At 47.2% G+C, this 307-nt stretch carries 1 protein-coding gene; it reads right to left on the bottom strand.

Features of this window, described 5'->3' with window-relative positions; genetic code table 11:
- Positions 1 to 307, bottom strand: a 307-nt coding sequence (locus AB4585_RS27310; protein ID WP_372171878.1) for a hypothetical protein, incomplete at both ends; no start/stop codon positions are given.

Raw genomic sequence — 307 nt, 5'->3', positions numbered from 1 at the left:
ATCCAGTTCATCAAGATAAATCGCAGGAGTAAGGTCGATATAAAACCCCACAGGCTTAACCCGAAACTCAGCACCAATGCCCGGAGTCAGCGCAATATAGTGTTGATTTCGATCCACATATTGCCCACCAATAAAGAAATACATGGGCGTACCCGACACCGCAAAGGTTTTGTTCGCTCCAATGCCAAATTGGTCATCCAAACTCACATTCATTCGAAAGCCATTGTGAGCCACATCCAGCCCCCAAAACGGCTTACCTACCGAAATACCAATTCCCGTTTCCGCCTTGGCACTCAAGGATACACAC

The organism is Vibrio sp. 10N.222.49.C9, assembly GCF_041474985.1.
GTDB classification, from domain to species: Bacteria; Pseudomonadota; Gammaproteobacteria; order Enterobacterales; family Vibrionaceae; genus Vibrio; species Vibrio crassostreae_C.
This window is presented reverse-complemented; position numbering and strand designations above follow the sequence as displayed.